The organism is Photobacterium atrarenae (assembly GCF_024380015.1).
Taxonomy (GTDB): Bacteria; Pseudomonadota; Gammaproteobacteria; order Enterobacterales; family Vibrionaceae; genus Photobacterium; species Photobacterium atrarenae.
Window position 1 is genome coordinate 3148225 of sequence record NZ_CP101508.1, and the last position, 22013, is coordinate 3170237.

Annotated in this window: 21 protein-coding genes; 4 read left to right on the forward strand and 17 right to left on the reverse strand. The window is 54.6% G+C overall.

From position 1 onward, the window contains the following. Positions 1-23: 23 nt before the first annotated feature. Positions 24-1676, reverse strand: a complete 1653-nt coding sequence (gene pgi / locus NNL38_RS14610) for a glucose-6-phosphate isomerase (RefSeq protein ID WP_255388741.1) — start codon at positions 1674-1676, stop codon at positions 24-26. Positions 1677-1957: 281 nt separating this feature from the next. On the opposite strand from pgi, the gene NNL38_RS14615 reads away from it, so the two are divergent. After that, entirely contained in the window at positions 1958-2377 is a 420-nt protein-coding gene (locus NNL38_RS14615; protein WP_255390663.1) for a secondary thiamine-phosphate synthase enzyme YjbQ, read from the forward strand. Here NNL38_RS14615 and NNL38_RS14620 read toward each other — a convergent pair. Next, positions 2358-3473 (reverse strand): GNAT family N-acetyltransferase/peptidase C39 family protein, encoded by a 1116-nt coding sequence (locus tag NNL38_RS14620; protein WP_255388742.1) that lies wholly within the window; start codon positions 3471-3473, stop codon positions 2358-2360. The two genes, NNL38_RS14615 and NNL38_RS14620, sit on opposite strands and share 20 nt — an antisense overlap. Positions 3474-3547: 74 nt before the next feature. Here NNL38_RS14620 and NNL38_RS14625 point away from each other — a divergent pair, with 74 nt between their 5' ends. Then, entirely contained in the window at positions 3548-5014 is a 1467-nt protein-coding gene (locus tag NNL38_RS14625; RefSeq protein ID WP_255388743.1) for a RimK family ATP-grasp domain-containing protein, read from the forward strand. A gap of 144 nt (positions 5015-5158) precedes the next feature. Here NNL38_RS14625 and alr read toward each other — a convergent pair whose 3' ends face one another. Then, complete coding sequence (gene alr, locus NNL38_RS14630) at positions 5159-6238, reverse strand: alanine racemase (RefSeq protein ID WP_255388744.1); 1080 nt, start codon at positions 6236-6238, stop codon at positions 5159-5161. Between the two features lie 21 nt (positions 6239-6259). Further along, positions 6260-7657 (reverse strand): replicative DNA helicase, encoded by a 1398-nt coding sequence (locus tag NNL38_RS14635; RefSeq protein ID WP_255388745.1) that lies wholly within the window; start codon positions 7655-7657, stop codon positions 6260-6262. Positions 7658-7895: 238 nt separating this feature from the next. Here NNL38_RS14635 and NNL38_RS14640 point away from each other — a divergent pair, with 238 nt between their 5' ends. Then, positions 7896-8657, forward strand: a complete 762-nt coding sequence (locus NNL38_RS14640; protein ID WP_255388746.1) for a DUF481 domain-containing protein — start codon at positions 7896-7898, stop codon at positions 8655-8657. Between the two features lie 124 nt (positions 8658-8781). On the opposite strand, the gene rplI is transcribed toward NNL38_RS14640, so the two are convergent. From rplI to nsrR, 7 genes are all read right to left on the reverse strand, one after another. Further along, the gene (gene rplI / locus NNL38_RS14645; RefSeq protein WP_255388747.1) at positions 8782-9234 is read right to left on the reverse strand and encodes a 50S ribosomal protein L9; all 453 of its coding nucleotides are present in this window, start codon (positions 9232-9234) and stop codon (positions 8782-8784) included. A gap of 38 nt (positions 9235-9272) precedes the next feature. Then, a complete protein-coding gene (gene rpsR / locus NNL38_RS14650; RefSeq protein ID WP_002539422.1) occupies positions 9273-9500 on the reverse strand; it encodes a 30S ribosomal protein S18 in 228 nt (75 codons plus the stop codon). 16 nt (positions 9501-9516) lie between these two features. After that, the gene (priB, locus tag NNL38_RS14655; protein WP_255388748.1) at positions 9517-9819 is read right to left on the reverse strand and encodes a primosomal replication protein N; all 303 of its coding nucleotides are present in this window, start codon (positions 9817-9819) and stop codon (positions 9517-9519) included. 7 nt (positions 9820-9826) lie between these two features. Continuing rightward, positions 9827-10213, reverse strand: a complete 387-nt coding sequence (gene rpsF / locus NNL38_RS14660; protein ID WP_047887599.1) for a 30S ribosomal protein S6 — start codon at positions 10211-10213, stop codon at positions 9827-9829. Positions 10214-10445: 232 nt separating this feature from the next. Next, a complete protein-coding gene (gene rlmB, locus NNL38_RS14665) occupies positions 10446-11186 on the reverse strand; it encodes a 23S rRNA (guanosine(2251)-2'-O)-methyltransferase RlmB (RefSeq protein WP_255388749.1) in 741 nt (246 codons plus the stop codon). 3 nt (positions 11187-11189) lie between these two features. Next, a complete protein-coding gene (gene rnr, locus NNL38_RS14670; protein WP_255388750.1) occupies positions 11190-13736 on the reverse strand; it encodes a ribonuclease R in 2547 nt (848 codons plus the stop codon). A gap of 118 nt (positions 13737-13854) precedes the next feature. Continuing rightward, complete coding sequence (gene nsrR, locus NNL38_RS14675; protein ID WP_255388751.1) at positions 13855-14286, reverse strand: nitric oxide-sensing transcriptional repressor NsrR; 432 nt, start codon at positions 14284-14286, stop codon at positions 13855-13857. A 113-nt stretch (positions 14287-14399) separates the two neighbouring features. On the opposite strand from nsrR, the gene hmpA reads away from it, so the two are divergent. Next, a complete protein-coding gene (gene hmpA / locus NNL38_RS14680) occupies positions 14400-15584 on the forward strand; it encodes an NO-inducible flavohemoprotein (RefSeq protein ID WP_255388752.1) in 1185 nt (394 codons plus the stop codon). A 266-nt stretch (positions 15585-15850) separates the two neighbouring features. On the opposite strand, the gene motX is transcribed toward hmpA, so the two are convergent. The 6 genes from motX to hflX all read right to left on the reverse strand — a co-directional run bounded on the left by motX (position 15851) and on the right by hflX (position 22000). Beyond that, positions 15851-16477, reverse strand: a complete 627-nt coding sequence (gene motX, locus NNL38_RS14685) for a flagellar protein MotX (protein ID WP_255388753.1) — start codon at positions 16475-16477, stop codon at positions 15851-15853. A gap of 263 nt (positions 16478-16740) precedes the next feature. Beyond that, on the reverse strand, positions 16741-18057 hold the full coding sequence (locus NNL38_RS14690; protein WP_255388754.1) for an adenylosuccinate synthase: 1317 nt from the start codon (positions 18055-18057) through the stop codon (positions 16741-16743). Positions 18058-18179: 122 nt separating this feature from the next. Continuing rightward, positions 18180-18374, reverse strand: a complete 195-nt coding sequence (locus NNL38_RS14695; protein WP_255388755.1) for a DUF2065 domain-containing protein — start codon at positions 18372-18374, stop codon at positions 18180-18182. A gap of 129 nt (positions 18375-18503) precedes the next feature. Further along, on the reverse strand, positions 18504-19490 hold the full coding sequence (gene hflC / locus NNL38_RS14700) for a protease modulator HflC (RefSeq protein WP_255388756.1): 987 nt from the start codon (positions 19488-19490) through the stop codon (positions 18504-18506). A 2-nt stretch (positions 19491-19492) separates the two neighbouring features. After that, on the reverse strand, positions 19493-20653 hold the full coding sequence (gene hflK, locus NNL38_RS14705; RefSeq protein WP_255388757.1) for an FtsH protease activity modulator HflK: 1161 nt from the start codon (positions 20651-20653) through the stop codon (positions 19493-19495). A 57-nt stretch (positions 20654-20710) separates the two neighbouring features. Next, the gene (hflX, locus tag NNL38_RS14710) at positions 20711-22000 is read right to left on the reverse strand and encodes a ribosome rescue GTPase HflX (protein WP_255388758.1); all 1290 of its coding nucleotides are present in this window, start codon (positions 21998-22000) and stop codon (positions 20711-20713) included. Positions 22001-22013 lie beyond the last annotated feature (13 nt).

Below are 22013 nucleotides of genomic sequence, written 5' to 3' on the forward strand. Positions count from 1 at the left end.
GGCGTTTTTTGTGGTCCGCTGGGTTAACCGCGCCACTGTTTAAAGGTGTTAATCAGGCCGTTCGTTGAGCTGTCGTGGCTACTAATCTGCGCCTCGTTGGTCAGCTCCGGCAGGATATTATTGGCCAGCTGTTTACCCAGCTCAACGCCCCATTGGTCGAAACTGAAGATGTTCCAGATCACCCCTTGGGTAAAGATCTTGTGCTCGTACATGGCGATCAGCGAACCCAGTACCGATGGCGTCACTTGTTTCACCAGGATTGAGTTGGTCGGGCGGTTACCATCAAAGACCTTGAACGGCACCAGCTCTTTTACCTCTTCCAGCGACTTGCCGGCCGCCAGGAATTCCGCTTCCACTTGCGCTTGAGTTTTACCGAAAGCCAGGGCTTCGGTTTGGGCAAAGAAATTCGCCATCAGTTTCGGATGATGATCGCTCAGCGGGTTATGGCTGATCGCCGGGGCGATAAAGTCACATGGGATCAGCTTGGTGCCTTGGTGGATCAGCTGATAGAAAGCATGCTGGCCGTTGGTGCCCGGCTCCCCCCAGATGATTGGACCGGTCTGGTAATCAATCGGATTTCCGCCACGATCGACAGACTTACCGTTCGACTCCATATTGCCCTGCTGGAAGTAGGCTGCAAAGCGGTGCAGGTACTGATCATAAGGCAGGATCGCTTCAGATTCCGCACCGTGGAAGTTATTGTACCAAATACCGATCAAAGCCAGGATCACCGGCAGGTTTTCCGCCAGCGGTGCTTCAGCAAAGTGCTGATCCATCGCATGGGCACCATCAAGCAATGCAATGAAGTTATCAAAACCAACCGCCAGGCTGATCGACAGGCCAATCGCCGACCACAGCGAGTAACGGCCACCAACCCAGTCCCAGAACTCGAACATGTTCTCAGTATCAATCCCAAACGCCGCAACAGCATCGGCATTGGTCGACAAGGCCGCAAAATGCTTGGCCACATGGGCCTGATCCCCTGCCGTCGCCAGGAACCAGTCACGGGCCGAGTGGGCGTTGGTCATGGTTTCCTGAGTGGTGAAAGTTTTCGACGCAATCAGGAACAGGGTGGTTTCAGGGTTCAGACCCTTCAGGGTTTCGGCGATGTGGGTACCATCGACATTGGAGACAAAATGCATATTGAGGCGGGTTTTGTACGGCATCAGGGCTTCCGTGACCATGTAAGGCCCCAGATCCGATCCCCCGATCCCGATATTCACCACATCGGTAATTTCTTTACCGGTATACCCTTGCCACTCACCATCCACGATGCGGGCCGTGAAATGCTTCATCTTCTCCAGCACCGCATTCACTTTTGGCATCACGTCTTCACCATCAACCATGACCGGCGTATTGCTGCGGTTACGCAGCGCCGAGTGCAACACGGCACGTTCTTCGGTGCGGTTGATTTTCTCACCGCTGAATAACTCGCCAATCGCTGACTTCAGCTCGGTTTGCTCAGCCAGGGCCAGCAGCTTGGTCATTGTCTCTTCGGTGATCAGGTTTTTGGAGTAATCCAACAAAATGTCAGTGCCGAATTGCGCGGAAAACTTGGCAAAGCGCTCGCTGTCATTGGCAAACAGCTCGCTCAGCTGCAGATCCTGGGCCTCTTCAAAGTGTGCAGTCAGTGCTTGCCACGCCTGCGTATGCGTTGGGTTAATGTTTTTCAACATGATGAAGTTCCTGATAATTTCATTTTAATCCATGGGCCTAGTCAGTTGCATCCAAGCCGTGGATCCCCGATGTGTATAAATGTTGTCAAGTGTAGCGCACCCAGTGCGGCTGGCTATAATTTTGTAATTTTACGACTTATGATGAATTATGACGTGAACCGTCCCCCACCTTCATTGAGACAGGTCACGAAAACCAAGCATAAATAATAGACGGAAAAAGATCGGATGAGTACTGTAATCATCTAAGATTACAGTCAGATGGTGACAATAGGGCAAAGATGATGTGGTTTCAGAAAACAATTCAGCTCTCCGCAAAGCGCCGGGGCTTTCATCTCGTAACCGATGAAATTGAACAACAAATTCCGGAGCTCCGGCAATATCAGGTAGGCCTGGCCCACTGCTTTATCCAGCACACGTCCGCCAGCCTGACAATCAACGAAAACGCCGACCCGACCGTACGCAGCGACATGGAAGCCCATTTCAACCGAGCCGTCCCGGAGCGGGCGCCCTATTACCGGCACACTGATGAAGGAGACGATGATATGCCGGCCCATATCAAAGCCTCCACTCTGGGCTGCAGCGTCTCCATTCCGATCCGCCATGGGCGCCTGGCGCTGGGCACCTGGCAGGGGATCTACCTCGGCGAGCACCGCGACTACGGCGGCAGCCGCCGGATCGTCATCACCCTCCAGGGGGAATAACCGCCGCAGCTGTCGGGTGGAGGACCACGCAGGCCGTCTGTTTCTGCCGCCCGAAGCCCAGCACCTGGCTCAACCCGGCCTTGGTCAGCGGCACATGTGCTCGATGCCCGCTGTCGGCCCGATCTTCAGCATAGGGGTCGTGAAAAAAGAAAAACTGCTCACTGACCCCGCTGAGCACTATCCAGTGCGGCTCCTTACAGCCGTTAAAACGATAGGTGCTGATCAGCATCAACAGGCAACACCCCTGCCGCAGCCAGGCTTCAATCTGGGATGCCGGCGGCATTGCTTCCACCACCGCCACCCCGGCCTCATCAAGCTGCTGACAAAAATCCTGGTGCACCAGCTCAATGATCTCTTTTTTCTTCACATCCCTGACACTGTCAATAAACGGCGTGGACTGGGACTGCGCCCACAGTGTGACCTTGCAGCCCCGACGGTTTGCCGCCAATGCCAGACCATGCCCGCTGCACCCGCCGTGGCCGGAGGCCATAAATATCGTCGTCGCCTCCCGCCACAGCTGCATCTCCAGCTGACGGCAGGGCTGATAATCCGGCTGCAGGTAAGCCAGGCTCATCATCAGGCAAGCCGGGCCGCAGGTAAACGGCGTGGTCTGCACATACAAAGGCAAAGGTAACAAGAACTTCGCTTCGACCGGGGTCAGACGCTTTTGCATCCTGAGCCCATCAGCCAGATCATCGTAGTAGTGGATTAAGACTTTTAATGGTGAGTAACCGCATTTTTCATAGAGATTTCGCGCCGGAAGATTGTCATGACGCACTTCCAGCCTTAATGTATTGAAACCGTTTTCCAGTGCCGCCGTTTCACACGCAGCCAAGAGCTGCTGGGCAATACGCCTGCCTCGAAAATCGGGATCGACGGCAAGGGAATACAAACGCGCCAGCTGGGTCCCCCGGTGAAACAACACCAGGCCATAGCCGGCCGTCCTGCCTTCCGCTTCCGCGAGAAACAAGACACTCTGGGATGATTTGATAAACCGCCGCATCTGGCGGGGCGAAATCCGATCCCCGTCGAAAAGCTGAGCCTCCAGAGTGTTTAACGCATCGAGATCATAAAGCTGTGCAATACGGACTTTCATAGACGGATTTGCCTGCAGTGAATTGGCTCGATTTAATCCCAAATTGAGCCGTAAGGCTAGAGGTAAGCTTCACGATGACCAAAGTTCTCATCATTACCGACAACGACAGTGACTGGCGGCAGTATTTTCCCTCCGACAGGGTGGTCACGGTCGATGCCTATTTACAGCAGGGCGCGTTCTGCGATCAGAAGGCAACCCAGATCATCAACCTGTGCCGGGACTACGGCTACCTGAGCAGCGGCTACTATTGCTCGCTGATGGCCGAAGCCCGGGGGCACCGGGTGATCCCCCGGATGATGACCATCACCGATCTGTCCCAGCCTTTCCTGCTGTCGGTGCCCTCCGATCAGCTGGAGAAAGCCTTTGCGGATCAGCCGCTGGCTATCGGGGAGTTACTGGAAGAGAAAATTTATTTCGGTCACGCGGCGGTCCCGGGGTTTGCCAAAATTGCCCGCCGGTTGTTCGAGCACTTTATGATGCCGGTGATGCAGGTGAGCATTCGCCGCACAGAAACACACTGGCAGGTCGAGCAGATCACGCCGTTTCCGTTCCAGGACTTAACAGACCCGGAGCAGGATCGGTTTGCCGATGCCCTGGAGCGATTTTCAAACAAGGTGTGGCGCGCGCCCAAGCCGAGCAAGAATGCCCGCTATGATCTGGCGCTGCTGGTCGATCCGAACGAAAAAATGCCGCCCTCTGACAGCACGGCCCTGCACCAGTTCAAGAAAGCAGCCAAGCGGCTGGGCATGCGGCTGCAAACCATCACGCCGGACGATTTATCCCGGCTGGGTGAATTTGACGGCCTGTTTATCCGGGCGACGACCAACATCGATAACTTCACCTACCGGTTTGCCAAAACGGCGGAGAAGCTGGGCCTGGTGGTGATGGACGATCCCGAGTCCATCATGAAGTGCACCAACAAGGTCTTTCTGACCGAACTGTTGCACCTACACCATATCCCGGCCCCCAAAAGCGCGGTATTAAAGCGGTTTGACCCGAACTGGCTGGCCCTGGCCGAAACCGAAATCGGCTACCCCATGGTGCTGAAAGTCCCGGACGGGGCGTTTTCAGTCGGGGTGGTCAAGGTCAGCGATCGTGAGCAGCTGCTGGTCCAGATGGACAGCCTGTTTGCCCGCAGCACCCTGATCCTGGCCCAGGAATTCCTGCCGACCGATTTCGACTGGCGGATCGGGATCCTCAACCGCCAGCCACTGTTTGCCTGCAAATATTACATGAGCCGCGGCCACTGGCAGATCTACCAGCATCACCAAAGCGGACGGATCAGCTCCGGCGGGTTTGAAACCCTGGATCTCAAGCAGGTGCCCAAAGCGGTGATCGACACCGCACTGAAGGCCGCAAACCAGATCGGCAGCGGCCTGTACGGGGTAGACTTGAAGGAAGTGGATGGCCAGGTGAGGGTGATTGAAGTCAATGACAACCCGAGTATCGATCACAAGGTGGAAGATGCGTTTCTCGGCGATCTGCTCTATGACCGGGTCATGACCGAGTTTTTGCGCCGGATCCAGCTGCGCGGGTTCTGAAGCGACGCGTTTCTGAAGCCGCGTATTTCTGAAGCAATGCTTTGATGAAACAGGCGGTGATTCGGCCTGCCCGGCCTGACACGAAGCCAGACCTAACAAGGCGAGCCTGAGCCCGCCTTGTCATATCGAAGGGCTCCTGGCCACTTAGCTGTAAGCCATAGCAACTCGGGAAGTCAGCTTGGTCACCAGCTCATAGGCAATGGTCCCGACATGTTCAGCCACCACTTCGGCCGGCAGACCACGCCCCCACAAAATCGCTTCGTCACCGACCTTATCGGTGGCATCCGGCCCCAAATCGACCGTCAGCATATCCATCGACACCCGACCGGCAATCGGCACCCAGCGGCCGTTGATGAGTACCGGTGTACCATTCGGCGCCGAACGTGGATAACCATCACCATAGCCAATCGCAACCACCCCGATCTTGGTATCCCGCTCGCTGGTCCAGGTCCCGCCGTAGCCGACCTGCTCACCTTGTTTCACCTGGCGCACCGCAATCACACTTGATGCCAGAGTCATCACCGGCTTCATCCCGAAGGCAGCTGCCGAATGGCTTTCGTCTGCAAACGGTGATATCCCGAACATGATAATACCAGGACGGATCCAGTCCAGATGGCTGTGGCGCCAGGCCAGGATCCCTGCCGAATTTGCCAGGGAGCGTTCGCCGCGACAGCCTTCGGTGAGGGTCATAAAGGTCTGGATCTGCGCTTGCGTCACCGGATTGTCCAGCTCATCCGCGCAACCGAAATGGCTCATGTAGCGCAGCGGTTTTTCGACGTTCGAACAGGCATGCAGCCGCTCGACAAATGTCTGAAACTCTTCCGGGCGTACCCCGAGCCGGTGCATGCCGCTGTCGATTTTCAGCCACACCTTGACCGGTGCTTCCAGGTTCGCCTGCTCCAGCGCTTCAAGTTGCTCCGGGGTATGGACCACGGTCTGGATATTGTTCGTCACCAGCACCGGCAGATCACCCGGGGCATAGAAGCCCTCCATCAGCAAAATCGGCTGCACCACCCCGCAGGTGCGCAGAGACAGCGCTTCCTCAATCCGCGCCACACCGAAGCCATCGACATCCGGCAAACTGGTCGCGACCTGCTGCAGCCCATGGCCATAGCCATTGGCTTTCACCATCGCCAGCAGTTTGCTGTCCGGTGCCTGCTTGCGCAGCTGGCTGACGTTATGACGCAGCGCTTGGGTGTCGATATAGGCGGTCGCGGCTTTCATTCACTGTCCTTCACTTACACATTATTCATCATCAAAGGCCGGGCCGGCGTAATTATCAAACCGGGAGAACTGGCCCTGGAACGTCAGGCGCACAGAGCCGATCGGACCGTTCCGCTGTTTACCGATAATAATCTCAGCAATCCCTTTGAGCGCACTGTCTTCGTGATAGACCTCATCGCGGTAGATAAACATGATCAAGTCAGCATCCTGCTCGATCGCACCGGATTCACGCAAGTCCGAGTTCACCGGGCGTTTATCGGCCCGCTGCTCCAACGAGCGGTTGAGCTGCGACAGCGCGACCACGGGAACATTCAACTCTTTGGCCAGCGCTTTCAAGGAGCGTGAAATCTCGGCGATCTCCAGGGTCCGGTTATCCTGCAGGCCGGGAACACGCATCAGCTGCAGGTAGTCGACCATGATCAGGCTCAGGCCGCCGTGATCCCGCGCTACGCGGCGAGCTCGGGAGCGGACTTCGGTCGGGGTCAGGCCGGAGCTATCATCGATATACATATTCTTCTTCTCCATCAGAATACCCATGGTCGATGAAATCCGGGCCCAATCCTCGTCATCGAGCTGACCGGTCCGGATCTTGGTCTGATCGACCCGTGACAACGAGGCCAGCATCCGCATCATGATCTGTTCAGATGGCATCTCCAACGAAAAGATCAGGACCGGCTTTTCCTGCTCCATCGCGGCGTTTTCACACAAGTTCATCGCAAAGGTGGTTTTACCCATCGACGGACGGGCCGCCACGATGATCAAGTCCGAACCCTGCAGGCCGGCGGTTTTCTTATTGAGATCGGTAAACCCGGTTGAGACTCCGGTCACCCCGTCCTGCGGCGACTGATATAGCAGCTCGATCCGCTCCAGGGTTTTCTCCAGCACACTATCAACATTCTGGGGACCTTCGTTCTCCGACGTGCGCTGCTCAGCAATGGCAAAAACTTTACTCTCGGCCATATCGAGCAGATCTTCACTGGTTCGCCCCTGCGGATCATAACCGGCATCGGCAATTTCATTAGCCACCCCGATCATGTCGCGGATCAGCGCCCGTTCACGCACAATCTCCGCGTACGCCGAGATATTGGCTGCCGAAGGGGTATTTTTGGCCAGCTCAGCCAGGTAGGCAAATCCACCCACCTCTTCCAGCTGATCACCCCGCTCCAGATGCTCCGACAGGGTGATCAAGTCCAGTGGCTGGCCGCTTTCGAGCAACATCGCGGCACTTTCAAAAATAAGCCGGTGCGGCCGACTATAGAAATCTTTGGCGACGACCTTTTCTGCGACCGTATCCCACTTTTCATTATCCAACATCAGGCCGCCAAGGACCGACTGCTCCGCCTCTAAAGAGTGCGGCGGCATCTTGATGGCGTCCATCTTCGAATCTTTTGGTTTATACGATTTACTATTTTCTGCCATAGGAGTTGCGTGCTTACCGGGAACCAGGCCGGGCATTATACCTTTTCATGGAGGAGCAATGTATCAATATCATGGGGAAAACATCGATCAAAAGCGCCCACCCGCTCTCCTTCATTATGACCTGCATCCTTTGCCAACCGCGAGATTCCTCCCATTTCTTGACGAAACGCTGACATTGCCCGGTTACACTCTGCGGAACGCTTTCCACCCTTGATAATCGATGACTGCTGGAGGATCCTTGGCAAGATATTTACTGCCCTTATTGCTGCTTGCCAATACAGCCGCCTTTGCCAATGATGAGGATCTGCCCAAGCGGCCCCGCTCGCCCTGGGCGAGCGAGCTGGAGCTGGGCTACCAGTCCCTGGGAGGCAATTCAGATTCAGAGTCCCTCAACGCCCGCGTCGGGCTGACCTATGTCAAAAACCAGTATCGCCATACCAGCGAGGCGAAATACCTGCTGGCCGAAAAAGATGGTGAGGAAGACAAGCGCAAGGGTCAGCTGGAACTGCAAAGTGATATGAAGATCAATGCCAGCACCTATGTATTAGGGAATATCAATTATATCGATGATCGCTATGGGCCATACTTTAGCGATTTTACCTTTTCGACCGGTCTCGGTTATCAGCTGTTGCGGCTGGAAAATTTTCAGATGGAAGTGGAAGCCGGTCCGGGCTACCGCCATCAGGAGCCGAATATCGATGAGATTGACGACGATGATATTATCGTCCCGGAGACGGTCGACGAGCTGATCCTGCGGGGCAATACCAAGTTTATCTGGAAGCCGTCCAAAACTGTGGAAGTCGAAGGACGACTCACCGCAATTGCCGGCAATAGTAACAGCACCTTAGAAGCGGAGCTGAATCTGACCAGTGCGATTTCAGAACATATCGCCATTAAGCTGAGCAATACCCAGAAGCTCAACAGCTGGGTACCGGACGGACTGGATAAACGCGACTCCATCATGACCATCAACTTACTATTCAAGCTGAATCCGAACTGATAAGCGCCGCTCTGCGCGCTCCCTCCCCGGCTCCATCCAGTCAATGCAGCAGACACAAAGAGTTGGCCCCAGATAGCAAAAAACCAGCCCGAAGGCTGGTTTTCCGTTTCAACACCAAACGTGATTAGTCTTCAGCGACAACGTTCAGGTTGATTGTAGCGAATACGTCAGAGTGCAGCTGGATGCTGATCTCGAACTCGCCAGTTGTGCGCAGTGCACCTTCTGGTAGGCGAACTTCGCTCTTCGCTACTTCAACACCTGCCGCAGTGATTGCGTCAGCGATGTCACGAGTACCGATAGAACCAAACAGTTTACCTTCATCACCAGCTTTAGAAGCAAGAACAACTGCTTCCAGAGCGTTCAGTTTCTCAGCGCGCGCTTGGGCAGCAGCCAGTTGCTCAGCAACTTTTGCTTCCAGCTCAGCACGACGAGCTTCGAACATCTCAACGTTAGCTTTAGTTGCCATCACAGCCTTACCTTGTGGGATAAGGAAGTTACGTGCAAAGCCCGCTTTCACGTTAACCTGATCGCCTAGGCCACCCAGGTTACCGATTTTATCAAGTAGAATAACTTGCATTATCTTGTCCTCTTAAACGTAATAGAAACCGCTACCGATTACTGATGCTTGTCAGTGTATGGCAGAAGTGCTAGGTAACGAGAACGCTTGATAGCGCGAGCTAGCTGGCGCTGGTATTTAGCGCGAGTACCAGTGATGCGGCTTGGTACGATTTTACCAGCTTCAGTGATGTAGTTTTTCAGAGTTGCTACGTCTTTGTAGTCAATCTCTTGTACGCCTTCTGCAGTGAAACGGCAGAATTTACGACGACGGAAGAAACGTGCCATGGGCTTATCTCCTGAACTAAATTTTTTCAATGTGATCGGCATGCAACACTAATTTCCCGATACCGTTCCGGCCGGTTTGGTAGGAGATATATCCCGCTACCTTAATGTGGCTGCCGACAGCTAAATCTTGCGTGAGTGCTTGTTGACCTTGACCACTGACCACCACGTTAATGTAGCAATACACCTGACGGGGTAAATCAGCTTCCCGCTGAACCGAGCGATGCTCAAGCACAAAATGGCAATGAGGGATGCCCGCCGGGGACTGGCTTCGTTTGGGGTTTTTAGCGATAACGCCGGCCAACTCCAGACGATTGGTCATTTAACAATTACTCAGCTGCAGCTTCGCCTTCAGATTGTGCTTCTGCACGCTCTTCACGACGTGGGGCACGCTCTTCTTTAGCCTTCATCATTGGAGATGGCTCAGTGATAGCGCCTTTGGTGCGCATGATCATGTTACGGATCACAGCATCGTTGAAGCGGAAGTTAGACTCCAGCTCGTCAATTACAGACTGCTCAGCTTCAACGTTCATCAGAACGTAGTGTGCTTTGTGCAGTTTGTTGATTGGGTAAGCCAGTTGACGACGGCCCCAATCTTCAAGACGGTGAATCTGACCACCAGAATCTTTGATTGCACCAGTGTAGCGCTCGATCATGCCAGCAACTTGCTCGCTTTGATCTGGGTGCACCATGAATACGATTTCGTAATGACGCATGGGTTGCTCCTTACGGATTAATCAGCTTCTCTATTTGGCTCGGTCATCCAGGAGAAGCAAGGAACTAAAATAAAGAACCGAGAATTTGGAGGCAGAATAGTACAGAGAATGGGCGATCTTAGCAAGCGAATTTTGTTCTGTCCGGCGAACTTCCGGCGCTGTGGCTATAGCGTCCCAAAACAAACCGGCGCGACCTGAAAGGCCGCGCCGGTTTTCAATATCTTACGCAATATTAAGCGGACTGACGCTGGCGCACCGCCTCAAACAGGCAAATCCCGGTCGCCACGGAAACATTGAGGCTCGAGACCGTCCCGGCCATCGGGATCTTGATCAGATCATCGCAGGTTTCGCGGGTCAGGCGACGCATCCCTTCCCCTTCAGCGCCCATCACAATCGCCAGCGGACCGGTCAGCTTGCTCTGATACACATCATGGGTTGCTTCCCCGGCAGTGCCGACCACCCAGATCCCCTGCTCCTGCAGGCTGCGCAGGGTCCGGGCCAGGTTGGTCACCCGGATCAGCGGCACCACTTCCGCCGCGCCGCAGGCCACCTTGCTGGCCGTGGCATTGAGCTGGGCCGAACGGTCCTTGGGCACAATCACAGCCACCGCGCCGGCGGCATCAGCATTGCGCAGACACGCACCCAGGTTATGCGGATCGGTCACACCGTCCAGCACCAGCAGCAGCGGGTTATCTTTCCCGGCCAGCACATCCTCAAGATCATTCTCGTTGTACTGCTTACCCGGACGCACCCGGGCCACGATGCCCTGGTGGGACGCACCTTTGACTTTATCATCCAGCGCTTTACGACCTGCCTGCTGAATGGTGATCCCCAGCTGTTGCAGCTCATTAAGGATCGGCAGCAGACGCTCGTCCTGACGCCCCTTCAGCACAAAAACTTCGATAAAGCGTGCTGGGTCAGACGCTAACACGGCTTTGACGGCATGAATGCCGAAAATCATCTCATTACTCATGGGTTATTTCTTCTTCGCTGCCCGTTCTTTTTTACCGGCACGTTGTTTCTTTTTGCGAGCCTTGGTGGATTTTTTCTTTTTCCCCTTGGCTTTGTGATCATCAGCCTTATCGCCCGGCGCCTTATCTCCCTCAAGTTTGGGGATCGCTCCGGCTTTGAGCTTCTGACGAACCGAGCGACGCTCGGTCTTGGCTTTGCCGTTCGACTCCGGCTGGGCTTCGCCCTCTTCGACCCGGTACGCTTTCAGGCTCTGACGCTTGAGTCCTTCCGCCTTGCGCATCCGCTGTTGCTTGTCACGAGTCTTGGCGGTCTTGCCGGCGCCGCGCGGCTTGCGGGTACTGCCGACAATATCAAAGTCAATCTGGCGATCGTTGAGGTTGATCGAGGCCACCTTCACTTTCACCGTATCGCCGAGGCGATACACCTGCCCCGAGCTGTCGCCAATCAGACGCTGACCAACCGGGTCAAACTGATAGTAATCATTGGCCAGATTGGAGATATGCACCAGACCGTCAATGTTGAGCTCATTGAGACGGACAAAGAAACCAAAGCCGGTGACATTGGCAATCACGCCATCAAACTCATCCCCGACATGGTCTTGCATATACTCACACTTGAGCCAGTCCGACACATCACGGGTGGCATCATCGGCACGGCGCTCGGTCATCGAGCACTGCTCACCCATAGTGTCGATTTCATCGAACGAATAGTGATAACCACCGGTCGGAGTCCAGCGATCCTGAACATTGCCGGCTTCCTTGGCAATCAGGTACTTGATAGCACGGTGCAGCAGCAGGTCCGGATAACGCCGGATCGGCGAAGTGAAGTGAGCATACTGCTTCAGCGCCAGACCAAAGTGACCGATATTATCCGCCTGATACACTGCCTGCTTCATCGAGCGTAGCAGCATGGTCTGGATCAGCTCCTGATCCGCCCGGCCATGGATCAGGTGCGCCAGGGCCGCATAATCTCTCGGCGACGGCTCCAGGCCACCCGACAGTTGCAGACCCAGCTCGCCGAGGAAGTCACGAAAACCCGTCAGGCGCTCTTCACCCGGCGCGTCATGCACCCGGTACAAGGCCGGCTCTTTGGCTTTTTCCACCAGCCGGGCCGAGGCAATGTTGGCTAAGATCATACATTCTTCGATGATCTTGTGAGCGTCATTGCGCTCTGCCGGTACAATGCGGTCAATCTTGCGATCGGCATTGAAGATAAACTGGGTTTCCACCGTCTCAAATTCAATCGCGCCCCGCTCCTCACGGGACTGCTTGAGCGCCTTATACATGCTGTACAGATCTTCCAAATGCGGAACCAGCGGCGCATAACGCTCACGCAGCTCTTCATCTCCCTCCAGCATTTTGCTGACCTTGGTATAGGTCAGACGGGCGTGGGAATTCATCACCGCTTCATAGTGCTTAAAGCCCGACAGGCGGCCGCTTTCCGAGACCGTCATCTCACACACCATACACAGGCGATCAACCTGCGGGTTGAGCGAGCACAGACCGTTCGACAGCACTTCCGGCAGCATCGGGATCACCTGAGACGGGAAATAGACCGAGTTGCCGCGCTTGATCGCTTCGTGATCCAGCGCCGAGCCGGGGCGGACATAATAGCTGACATCGGCAATCGCCACCCACAGGCGCCAGCCGCCGGATTTTTTGCGCTCACAATACACCGCATCATCAAAGTCGCGAGCATCTTCGCCGTCGATGGTGACCAGTGGCAGGTCGCGCAAATCGACCCGGCCCTGCTTGGCCGCTTCCGGTACTTCTTCGCTCAGGCCTTTAATTTGCTTTTCAACTTCTGACGGCCACTGGTGCGGAATATCATAGGTGCGCAGGGCAATATCAATTTCCATCCCCGGTGCCATGCTCTCACCCAGCACTTCCACGATTTTACCGATCGCGTTGTACTGGCGGGTTGCCCGCTGGGAAATCTCCACCACCACCACGTTGCCCATTCGGGCGCCCATGCGCTGGTCGTTCGGGATCACGATATCCTGGGCAATCCGGGAATCATCCGGCACCACATAGCCCATGCCGTCTTCGACAAAGAAGCGGCCGACAATCTGGCCTTCATAGTGCTGCAGAACCCGGACCACCCGCCCTTCACGACGGCCTTTCTTATCCGTCCCGGCCACCTGGGCCAGAATGTAGTCACCGTGGATCACGCCACGCATCTGGTGGTGCGGCAACAGTAAATCATCTTCTTTGGCACGGCTGCCTTCCGGACGGAGGAAGCCGAAGCCGTCGCGGTGGCCAATCACATGGCCTTTAATCAAATCCAGCCGCTCCGGCAGGGCATAGCACTGACGGCGGGTAAAAATCAGCTGGCCGTCGCGCTCCATAGCGCGCAGCCGGCGGCGTAAGCCTTCGTATTGGTCATCCCCTTCCAGCTTCAGCTCGGTAAACAACTGATCCCGGCTGACCGGTGCGGTAAATCCGCGGATCACTTCCAGGAGCATCTCGCGGCTAGGGATAGGGTTTTCATAATTTTGTGCTTCGCGATCGCGAAAAGGATCGACCGGTAAATCGGTAGTACCTTTGGACATATGCAGATCCGTTTGGGCGAAAATAGTGAGTATCTCCGCCTTTGGGTGAACAGACGGGAGACAGGCTGGGCCTGTCGCCACGGAATAAAGCTAAGAAGTTATTGATTCGTTGTTACGATTATACGACAGGACGGTCCAGAAGGACACGAAGCGGTGGATTATCGGTCACCATGCTGGCCAGGGTATGTTTGTCCAGCTCAGCCAAAAATGCACTTCGCGCGGTATCCAGTATCCCTTTGAGGCGGCACGCCGGGGTAATATGGCAAAAATCATCACTACAGTTGACGATCTGCAACGGTTCAATTGCCCGGACCACATCACCGAGAATAATGTGCTCTGCTGGCATCCCCAGGCGGATCCCGCCATTTTTCCCCCGCACGGTTTCCACATAACCCAGCTGACCGAGCTTATTGATGATCTTCACCATGTGGTTGCGAGAGACACTGTAAATGTCTGTGACTTTCGAAATACTGGCCAACTCACCTTCCGGGAGGGTCGCCAGGTAAATCAGGGCCCGCAGGCCATAATCAGTAAAACTCGTTAGCTGCACAATAACTCCTCCTGTTGCCATTTTAATCTGGTTATTGACTAAAAGATACAGATCAGATACAACTTATAAGATGCATTAAATATACAACATTAAAAAGAGAAAGTCATTCAGCCATGATTAGCCAACAAACCATTGAAACCGTTAAAGCCACCGCACCAATTCTGGCCCAGACCGGCCCGGCCCTGACGGCTCATTTTTACGAGCGTATGTTCAGCCATAACCCTGAACTTAAAGATATTTTCAACATGAGCAACCAGCGCAACGGGGATCAACGCGAAGCCCTGTTCAACGCGATTTGTGCTTATGCCAACAACATCGACAACCTGGCGGCACTGTTACCGGCCGTGGAGAAAATTGCTCACAAGCACACCAGTTTTATGATCACCGCCGAGCAATATGCGATTGTCGGCGGCCACCTGCTAGCCACCATCGATGAACTGCTTTCACCGGGTCAGGCGGTGCTGGATGCCTGGGGTGAAGCCTATGGCGTACTGGCCGATGTCTTTATCCAGCGCGAAGAAGCGATTTATCAGGAAAGCGAAAACAAGACCGGAGGATGGCGCGGCACCCGCAGCTTCACTCTGGTTGAGAAACTGCGTGAGAGCGACACGATCACCAGTTTCATATTCAAGCCGGTGGACGGTGAAGCCGTCGCTGCCTACAAGCCGGGCCAGTACCTGGGTATTGTGCTGCAGCCAGCCGGATTTGAGCATCAGGAAATCCGCCAGTACAGTCTTTCCGGTGCACCGCGCCCGGATCAATACCGCATATCAGTCAAACGCGAACAAGACGGCAAAGTCTCCAGCTACCTGCATGATGTGATGCAAGTCGGCGATACGGTTGAGCTGGCCCCGCCGGCCGGCGACTTTTTCCTTGAAGCCACGCCGCAAACCCCGGTTGCGCTGATTTCAGGGGGCGTCGGCTTAACTCCGACCCTGTCGATGCTGGAGAGCCTGGCCGAGCATCAAGCCGAGGTGCACTGGATCCACGCCACGGAAAATGGTGCCCAGCACGCGTTTCGCCAGCATGTAATGCAACTGGCTGCGCAATCTGACCATATCACGGCACATACCTGGTATCGCGAACCGCTGGCAGAGGATCGCCCGGCGGAAGATTTCCAGTACCAGGGCCTAGTTGACTTGTCGAAACTCAAGGCATCACTTGACAACCCAGCGATGCATTACTATTTCTGCGGCCCGGTTGGCTTTATGCAGCATATCGCTCAACAATTGCAAGCCATGGGAGTCAGTGAAGACCGCCTGCATTACGAGTGCTTCGGTCCGCATAAAGTCCTGTAATACTAATCAAAGTAAGTCAGTGATCAGAAATAGCGCCGGAAAAATGTTTGAGAACAAGGCAGAATTTTTTGATAAGTAGTTATTCTACAATCAAAATTTCTAACGCAGTTATCGAGCATTTTAACAAGCTAGGATGACCCCTTATTTACTGCGATTGGTATAAGTTCGGCCCGCAAAAGTTGCAAGCCCCAGAAACGCAAAAAGAGAGGTCACTGACCTCTCTTTTATATTCGTGTTTGTCTTGTCGTTCCTGCGATGCTACCGGCTTACCAGAAAGTATCACGGCGCTTGGCCCGGGCAATCACATTCCCCGGCATCCGGCTTTCCAGGCTACTGCGCAGGCGGGTTATCTGACGGTGCTTTTGGTTACTGGCGGTCACAGTGTTATACAGCCAGCGGTAGGCATCTTCAAAGTCCAGCGGGCTGCCGTAATCTCTGAGCAGCAACTCTGCCAGCTGGATCCGGGCATCGACATGCCCCATAGCTGCAGCTTCGCGTAAGTACGGGATCGCCCGCTCCTGATCCTGCTGCACCAGCGTCCCGGTGGCATAATAGCGCCCGAGTTGCTCCAGTGCGGCTGGCGAGCCCTGATGCGCAGCCGACTGCATGTAATACACGCCCAGCTCGACATCCCGCGCAACACACACGCCCCAGGCTAACATGTCCCCATAGAGAAACTGATACGCCGGAGATTCGACCCGGATGGCCCTTGCTTCAATATCCTGGACCAGCTGGCAATCATCCGCCTCGACCCGTTGCAAATGGCTATTTTGTTCGAACAGACGGTTCAGCTCATTGTCGGTATACACAGGCACTGCTTCACCGACATCTTCCAATGCATGTGCAGGTGTTGCAGCCAGCCATGTAAAAAGAAGCAGGGTACGCAGTTTCATGTAAACTTCTCTGTTGAACCGTAGTTATCTTATCGGCGGCCCGGGATCAGACTTTAATCACTTTAGCAGAAAATCGGCATTTTTTTGCCGCTACTTTTTGAGGCCATCGCGAAAGATTTGACGCAACAATGTCCGGTCAACTCTGGGAGCAATATCTAGTCATTGTCTGGGCGGCAGGTATAAAAAAACCAACCCCGCAGGGTTGGTTTTCTCTTTACCGTCACCGAAGGTGAGAGCACATCAGGGACGACCACCCGTGGCAATTAGTTGCCGTATGGGTGAACCTTGATAATCGTCTCGTTGCGATCCGGCCCGGTCGAGATGATGTCGATTGGCACACCGGTTAGTTGCTCGATACGCGCGATGTAATCCAGCGCAGCCTGTGGCAGCGCATCCAGTGACTTCGCACCGAATGTGTTTTCAGACCAACCCGGCATTGTTTCATAGATAAGCTCTAGATCTTCGTAAGCATCAGCCGCCATTGGAGACACTTCCAGAACCTTGCCATCTTTGGTCTTATAACCCGTACAGATCTTGATTTCTTCCAGGCCATCCAAGACGTCGAGCTTGGTCAGGCAGAAACCTGAGATCGAGTTGATCTGAATGGCACGGCGCATCGCCACGGCATCAAACCAACCGGTACGGCGGAGACGACCCGTCGTAGCGCCAAATTCGTTACCGACTGTGCCAAGGTGCTTACCAACTGGGTCTTGCTTCTCTTGACCGTCGTAGAGCTCAGTCGGGAATGGACCGGCACCAACACGGGTACAGTAGGCTTTCGCAATCCCCAGGATGTAACCCAGATGACGCGGGCCAAAGCCAGAACCGGCCGCAACACCACCAGCGGTCGTGTTTGAAGAAGTGACATACGGGTAAGTGCCATGGTCAATATCCAGCAGCGTCCCTTGCGCACCTTCAAACATGATCTTGTCGCCACGCTGACGAGCATCATCCAGCTCTTGTGTCACATCAATGATCATTGAAGTCAGGACATCCGCTTGCGCCATGACATTTTCCAGCACTTCTTCGTAGCTCACAGGCTCAGCATTGTAGTAATGCTCCAGCTGGAAGTTGTGGAAGGCCATGACTTCTTTTAGCTTCTCAGCAAATGCTTCTTTATCCAGTAGATCGCCGACACGCAGACCGCGACGCGCAACTTTATCTTCGTACGCAGGGCCGATACCACGGCCAGTGGTGCCGATGGCTTTCTTACCACGGGCAGCTTCGCGAGCCTGATCCAGAGCGATGTGATATGGAAGGATTAGCGGACAAGCTTCTGACAGGAACAGACGTTCACGAACTGGGATACCACGCGCTTCCAGCGGGCCCATTTCTTTCATCAGTGCATCCGGAGAAAGCACCACACCGTTACCGATGATACATTTAACGTTGTCACGCAGGATACCGGATGGGATCAGGTGAAGAACAGTTTTCTCACCATCAATGACAAGGGTGTGACCCGCGTTATGGCCACCCTGGTAGCGCACAACATACTTAGCATCTTCGGTCAACAGATCAACGATCTTACCCTTGCCTTCGTCACCCCACTGGGTGCCAAGAACGACTACATTATTTGCCATCTTTCTTCGTCTATCAGTAGTTAAAAACCGATTCTAGCACCTTCACCGTCGCCTTGCAGTCATTTTTTAACCATGGGTAATATTTTTGTCCGAAGGGCGTCACGATTGCAGGTTAGGCTATTTTACATACGACTGTACATCATGTAAGCAATCACGCTGCCCGCCGCCACCAGACACCCGCCAATCCGCCGTAAAGTGTTGTCATTCTGCTGACTTAGCTGGCTGACCATCTCGCGCCAGCCTCGCGGGGCCAACAGCGGTCCCAACCCTTCAAACACCATGACCAGCCCAAAAGCCAGCCAAATCGTATCACTCATGGTTTCACCCATCTTCTCTATTGACTCTCATTGTCCTGCGCAAGCTTAACTTCTTACCGCAGCAACGTCATACGCCAGACAAAAAAAAGACAAGGCCGCGGCCTTGTCTTTTGATGTTTCGACAAGCAATTACTGCACGCCGTTGGCTTCTTTCATGTACTTGAAAAAGTCGCTGTTCGGATCCACCACCAGCACATCATTCTTCGACTTGAAGCTGTTCTCATAAGCTTTCAGGGAACGCAGGAAGTTATAGAACTCCGGATCCTTATTGAAAGCGGCCGAGTAGATCTCAGCGGTTCTCGCATCTGCCGTACCGCGAACCATCCGCGCTTCACGATCCGCCTCAGACAGGATCTTCGCCACTTCTAGCTCGGACTGGGCACGAATAACCTCAGCTTTCTCGCGGCCCTGAGAGCGGTGCTTCCGGGCCACCGACTCACGCTCAGCGCGCATCCGACGATAGATCGACTCACTGATCTCATCCGGCAGGTTGATTTTCTTCATCCGGAAATCAACCACTTCAACACCCAAGTCTTTCATGGCACTGACTTTGGTATCGGCCAGAACATTGGCCATAATCTGATCACGCTGACCTTCAATCTCTTTGCGCGGCGCAACTTCAGCAACAATTTCTGTTGCCGGGGCATCCGCCAGTTCAGGACTGACCGAGCCCAGCGCATCGCTGTCTGGACCGGAGACGATCTGCTTGATTTCACGCGAACCGATTTCCGAGCGCAGACTGTCAACCACTTTACGCTTCAGCAGTGCTTCGGCCGTCGAGACATTGCCGCCACCTGTGGTCAGGTAGTACTGGCCGAAATCTTTAATTCGCCACTTCAGGTAAGTATCAATAATGACGTCTTTTTTCTCAGACGTGACGAAGCGGTCGGCCTGATCGTCCATCGTCTGGATACGAGCATCCAGCATCCGGACCCGGTCAAACACAGGCACTTTGAAATGCAGGCCGGGCTCATAAATCCGCGCGATTTCATTGTTGTCTTTTAGGATCCGACCAAAACGGACGACGATACCGCGCTCGCCTTCCTTCACCACGAACATTGACATCAGCAATGCTGCGATAAAGATGACAATCACTGGGATCATTAACTTACGCATAATTAATATCTCCCCTGACGGCCAGTATCACCACGTGGGGTCGGCGATACAGGATCGGAATTTTCTACTTTCTCCAGCTCAATACCATAGGTACCGGATGGCGTCGTGCTTTTCGGCTGGCTGCTCTGGCCTGACTGATTCATCAGCTTGTCCAGGGGCAGGTACAGCAGGTTACCGCTCGAATTCGAGTCGATCATCACCTTGCTGGTGCTGCCGTAAACACGCTCCATGGTTTCCAGGTACAGACGATTGCGCGTCACTTCCTGGGCCGCCAGGTATTCCGGCAACAGTTTTTCAAACTGCGCCACTTCACCCAACGCACCATTGATCACCCGCTCCGAGTAACCTTGCGCTTCTTTCTTCAGACGCTCAGCACGACCGGTTGCTTTGGGCAAAATGTCGTTGCTGTAAGCTTCTGCCTCACGCACAAATCGCTCTTCATCCTCACGGGCCGCGATAGCGTCATCAAACGCATCTTTGACCGCTTCCGGCGGACGCGCCGACTGGAAGTTCACATCCACCACCAAAATACCCATGTCGTACTTGCTGATGATTTGCTCGATCTCTTGTTGCGTCTTCGAACGGATCACCTGACGACCTGTGGTCAGTGTCTCATCCATGCTCGAATCCCCGATCACCGCACGCAATGCAGAATCCGTCGCCTGACGCAGGCTGTCATCGGCATTGGTGACACTGAACAGGTACTTGTTGGCATCCGACACGCGGTACTGAACATCCATTTCGACTTTCAGCACGTTTTCATCTTTGGTCAGCATCAAGCCCGAGCTACGCAGCGAACGGATCGCCTGCACGTTAACCGGCTCAACTTCATCAATGAAGGTTGGTTTCCAGTTCAGGCCCGGATCCACCATCTCGTAAAACTTACCGAAGCGCAGAACCACGCCCCGCTCAGCTTCGCCGATGGTGTAAAAACCGGAAAATCCCCAGACAGCGGCTGCCAGCACGGCAATCGCCCCCAGACCCGCAGCCCCGCCACCCGACGAAGGACCTCTCTTATTCCCCAAAATACCACCAAACTTACGACTCAGTTTTGAGAAAACCTCATCGAGATCAGGCGGCCCTTGATCACGACCGCCGCGATTATTATTCCCCCAAGGGTCTTTATCACGGCCACCGTTGTTACCAGGCTCATTCCACGCCATTATAGAACTCCATCAATATGATATGACGACAGTTTTTCTTATTACTCTAGCAGCCCATCAGGCTACGATAAAGTCATCTAACGCTGTACTTTCTCTTTTTTGCAGCCGGGACCACTCCGCCAGCGGGATGCGAATCTCCACCGTCAGGCTGCCATCCGGCTCATATTCTTCCCGCACAATGCACCCCAGTTGGTAAAATTTACTGCGATAACGCCCAATCAGATGCGGCGGTAAACACAGGGTATGTTTTACCATGGCGCCGGACAGGCGCTCCGTCAGGGCTTCGAACAGCAGATCAATCCCCTGCCCGGCCATCGCGGAGACCCAGACCCGGCGCGGCATGCCGTCATCGTCGCGCTCAATCCGCGGCGCCGCCCCTTCCAGGCAGTCAATCTTATTCATGACTACCAGGGTCGGCACCTCAGCCGCGTCAATCTCTTCCAGCACATTGTCGACCGCCTCAATGTTCTCGCGAAAACGATCATCACTGGCATCAACGACATGCAACAGCAAGCTGGCATCCTGGGTTTCTTTCAGGGTCGCTTTAAACGCAGCCACCAGATCGTGCGGCAGATGCCGGATAAATCCGACCGTATCGGCCAGGATCGTGGTCCCGACATCCGCAACGTCAATCTTGCGCAGCGTTGGATCCAGGGTTGCAAACAACTGATCGGCCGCATACACCCCGGCGTCCGTCACCCGGTTGAACAGGGTCGACTTCCCGGCGTTGGTATACCCCACCAGCGAGATCGTCGGGATTTCGGCCCGGTTTCTCGCCCGGCGGCCCTGATCGCGCTGCTTGGCCACTTTATCCAGCCGTCGCAGGATGGTTTTGATCCGCTCACGCAACAGACGGCGGTCTGTTTCCAGCTGGGTTTCACCCGGCCCACGCAGACCAATCCCGCCTTTTTGACGCTCAAGGTGGGTCCAGCCCCGGATCAATCGGGTTGAGATGTGGCGTAGCTGCGCCAGTTCAACTTGCAGTTTACCTTCGTGAGTGCGCGCCCGCTGCGCAAAGATATCGAGGATCAGACCCGTACGATCCAACACCCGGCATTTACAGATCCGCTCCAGATTCCGCTCTTGCGCTGGAGAGAGGGAGTGGTTGAATATGACGATCTCGGCCTCTTCGGCCCGAACCGCATCGGCAATTTCCTGTGCTTTACCTTCTCCCACGTAATACTTAGGGTGGGGAGCATTACGACTGCCTGTGATCACACGCAACGCATTGACTCCCGCGGAGGAGACCAGCATTTCGAACTCGCTTAGGTCTTCCCATTCCCCTTCTTGCGTGAAGTTGATATGAACAAGAATAGCCTGCTCGCCGGCTTCATAACGGTCAAACAAGCAATCAACTCCT